Annotated in this window: 3 protein-coding genes; all 3 read right to left on the bottom strand. The window is 60.1% G+C overall.

The genetic code is table 11. The features are described 5' to 3' along the window. Positions 1 to 927 (bottom strand): GAF domain-containing protein (locus VIH17_06210; GenBank protein ID HEY4682829.1); only part of this gene is annotated, 927 nt, incomplete at its 3' end. A 339-nt stretch (positions 928 to 1266) separates the two neighbouring features. Continuing rightward, entirely contained in the window at positions 1267 to 2676 is a 1410-nt protein-coding gene (locus tag VIH17_06205) for a sigma-54 dependent transcriptional regulator (GenBank protein ID HEY4682828.1), read from the bottom strand. A gap of 273 nt (positions 2677 to 2949) precedes the next feature. After that, a complete protein-coding gene (locus tag VIH17_06200; protein ID HEY4682827.1) occupies positions 2950 to 3456 on the bottom strand; it encodes a hypothetical protein in 507 nt (168 codons plus the stop codon). Between the last annotated feature and the right edge of the window lie 231 nt (positions 3457 to 3687).

Raw genomic sequence — 3687 nt, 5'->3', positions numbered from 1 at the left:
CAGCGGCAGCGTTCCCAACCATTCAAGGCCGCCTAGGCGCAACCGCTCCTGCCAGGCTTCGGCAGGCCGCTTTGCTGTCGGAAGCCCGGTTGAGACCTCACCGGTGCGGAGTGTCTTCCTCCAGGGCGCCGCCCTAGGCTGAGGTGCTGCGCTCAGCCAAGCGGCGAACGGCGCTTCACCTGCTTGAGCCCGAGGAATGAGCGAGTCACCCTCCTTCTCCGCCATGCACGCTGAGGCGGCGCCGCACAAGGACTGGGCGGCTGCTGCCAACCGCTCAAACACTTCGGCTATTGGTGTGCCCTTGCTCCAATCGGCTTCGATCTCTTCCAACAAACGGGCCCCCTGCTCCTCAGAAGAGTGCGCCCACTCCGACCTAACCTGCCCGATTGCCATGGCTGTGATCCCTGCCAGTGTTTTCATCTGCGTGATCTCTTCCTCGCTCAAGGCGCGCGGCTCTTCGAAACCCATCAGAATCAATCCATGCGTCCGGTTTTCGAATCGCAGTGGGAAAGCCGCCAGCGCCCGGAAGCGCAACAAGATCGAGGGGAGATCCCTTGCCTGGGCTGGATCGAAGACTGGAATGACGGTGCACTCAGCCGCGTGCATCCAGTTTGCCAGCGTGGGATGGAGGGGCAGCTCGAACCCGCTGGGCTCGGAAACATGACCGTTCCGGACCTCCAAAGCCACCCCGTGGAGCGTGACATCCCGACAGACACCCACACCGACAATCTGCGCTGGGACGGCCTCCAGCACGCCGCGAGCAGCCGAAGCGAGCAACTCTCGGAATCCGCCGCTTCCGCTCAGGTCCTGGACCAGTTCCGCCAGAATGGCGTCAGGGAAAGCTTCAAGTCTTCTCGGTGGCCTGTCCCGGTTTGCCTCGGCGGGCCCGGGTGGCCCGCGTCTCATGCCAAGTTTCATGTTAGCCATCAGCGCCCGCCTAACCCTGCTTCACTTCCCGTCGCGGGAATGGCTCCTCCAAAGGAAACGGGGTGCGTCTCACAAACCTGATGCCTCGCCACCCAGGCGGGTTTGGCCAAACCGCACTTTTCTTCACGGGCGGCGATGGGAAAGGATTGGCAGGTCGACCGCTATAGCACCGAGTCACGTTCGGTCGCCGTTGCTCCTCCCGCACAAGGGAGGCCACTCGGCCATTCTTAACTTCCCCGAATCCAATTGATTACGAAAACCGTTGCGAGCAGCGGTTTCCCAATTTTGGAGAGGGGAACGCGTAGCAGCCAGGAACGACAGGCAGGGGCTAATGATCTCCTACACGGATTGGGCGCGCTGGATCTGGTACTGCTTCAACTTGCGGTAAAGCGTGGTCTTTCCAATGCCCAGCAACCGGGCGGCGGCCACCTTGTCGCCACCGCTTTCGCGCACCGCGCGGAGGATCGCCCGCTTTTCAAGCTCGGCCAGCGGAAGCAGCTCGTCAGTCAGCGAAATCCGCTCCCCGCTGCTGAATTGCAAATTGGAAGGCAGGTCAGCCAACTGGATCACCGGGCCGGAGCCCAATGCCATCGCCCGCTCCACCACGTTTTCCAATTCGCGGACGTTTCCCGGCCAATCATAAGACATCAACCGGGAAAGAGCCTCTTCGCTGATGCCGCGCATGCGCTGGTTGGTTTCCGAAAACTTTTCAATGAAATGATGCATGAGCAGCGGGATGTCTGTCTTGCGTTCGCGCAGCGGCGGAATGCGAATCGCCACCACGTTCAAGCGGAAGTAAAGATCCTGCCGGAAGGTGCCGTTGCGCACCGCCTGCTCGAGATCACGGTTCGTGGCAGCAATGATCCGAACGTCAATCGGGATGCGATGGGTGCCGCCGACCGGCTTGACCTCTTTTTCTTGCAAGGCGCGCAACAGCTTGGCCTGAAGCTCGACTGACAACTCAGCAATTTCGTCCAAAAAAAGAGTGCCGCCGTTGGCCACTTCCACCAGGCCTTGCTTGGTACGGTTTGCCCCCGTAAATGCCCCTTTTACATAGCCGAACAGCTCCGACTCAATCAGCGTGGAAACCAGCGCCGTGCAATCAACCGGTGCAAACGGACCGTTGCGACGCGGGCCCAGAAAATGGATCGAGCGCGCCACCAGCTCCTTTCCGGTACCGCTTTCGCCGAGAACCAAAACCGGCGAAAGACCCTGGCCGACCCGCAGCATCATTTTGTAAATCTTCTGCATTTTGGGCGAGCGTCCCACCAGCCCGCCAAAACCCGGGTGAGTGCGGAGTTGCTCTTTGAGCACACGGATTTCGGCGTCCATGTTGAGCCGCTCGAGCAGCCGCTCTAACTTCAACTTGACCTCGGCCAGATGGAACGGTTTGGTTACGTAGTCGTAGGCGCCCAGTTTCATGGCCTGCACGGCGGTCTCAACCGTGCCGTGGGCGGTGAGGATGATGCACTCAACGTACGGCCGCGTCCTTTTGATCTGTTCGAGCAAATCCATCCCGCCGGTGGTCGGCATCTTCAAATCCAGCAGGACGATTTCAACGGGATGCTTTTCGAGTTGGTCGAGGGCTTCTTCGGTCGTGCTGGCGACAATAGCCTCTTGGCCGAGCGACTGGACGATCTCGCGACACACCCGTTGCGCCGCCTCCTCGTCCTCGGCGATCAGTACGGTGACTGGAAATTTCCTGGGTACGCTGCTCTCTTCCAGTGGGCCGGCCGTCGCACCTTCCATGCGCACACCCACGCCCGGGGGATAGAACCCCGCTAACTCTAGCAAATCTTTTACCACTTTGGAATAGCCTTAAGTTATGAGTTTACCTACAGTTGTCCTTCTTGTCCCGGGACTGTAGCCTCAGCTCCGGTGTCATTTTGGGAAAGTTTCCCGCTTAGGCCATCTTGCGCGACATCCCTACCGACCAAAATCCGAAATAGAAGAGCCCCGACGGGTCGGGGCTCTTCTCTCTAAAAAGTATCGGCTCTGAGGGACGATGGAGGAAAGGAAACTCTATTCGCGCACTTGAACCGTGACGGCTTTGGTCAGGCGAAAATTGATCCGCTGCTCGGCTGGCACAGAAACGTCCTTCTTTCCGGTAGCATACGCGCCGGCAGTTCCAGCCCCGGCTCCGACCACGCCGCCGATTAAGGCCCCCTTGCCACCACCGGCAAGTCCGCCAATCAGCGCGCCCGCGCCCGTGCCACCGCCAATCACGGCCACGTTCCGCTTCTTGTGCGACTGACCCTTGAAGGATACCGCGCCTGTCTCTAGCGCCACGTCTTCGCCGCCCACTTCAATCGAACGCAGCGTCAATCGCAGATAGCCTGGATCTTGAAGCCGGCCCGACTCCTTGGCGGCCGTCACCTCGCCTGTCACGCGCGCTCCCTTGGGGAGGACCGTCTTGCCTCCGATCACGAGCGGCGCCGCCAGGCTGGCGTCAAAACGATCGCCGGCATGGTTACTCGCGCTGCTCAACGATTGGTTCATGACCACAACCAGGTTCGTACCCTCTGGCACGCTAACCGGCTTCAACCTTGAACCCAGCGAAAAAAGAGCTCCGCCACCGCTTTCTCTCCGGGGTGAGTCAGCCGTAACCGGTGCCTGCTGGCAGGCTCCACCAATCACCAATAAGCCAGCTAGGCTGGACGCTCCAACAAGCCTACCCACCTTGAAATTCATCCTGCCTCCTTGGGGACTCACAAGACTGTCTTCCGCAGCAACCCGCCTGCCATACAGCTATGGCAATAA

Source organism: Candidatus Acidiferrales bacterium (genome assembly GCA_036514995.1).
GTDB lineage: Bacteria > Acidobacteriota > Terriglobia > Acidiferrales > DATBWB01 > DATBWB01.
Note: the sequence above shows the minus strand (reverse complement) of the source record. Positions and strands in the feature narration are given on the sequence as shown.

Coding starts and splice junctions, on each gene's coding strand:
- VIH17_06205 (HEY4682828.1), bottom strand. CDS start 2,676: ATGGAAGGTGCGACGGCCGGCCCACTGGAAGAGAGCAGCGTACCCAGG.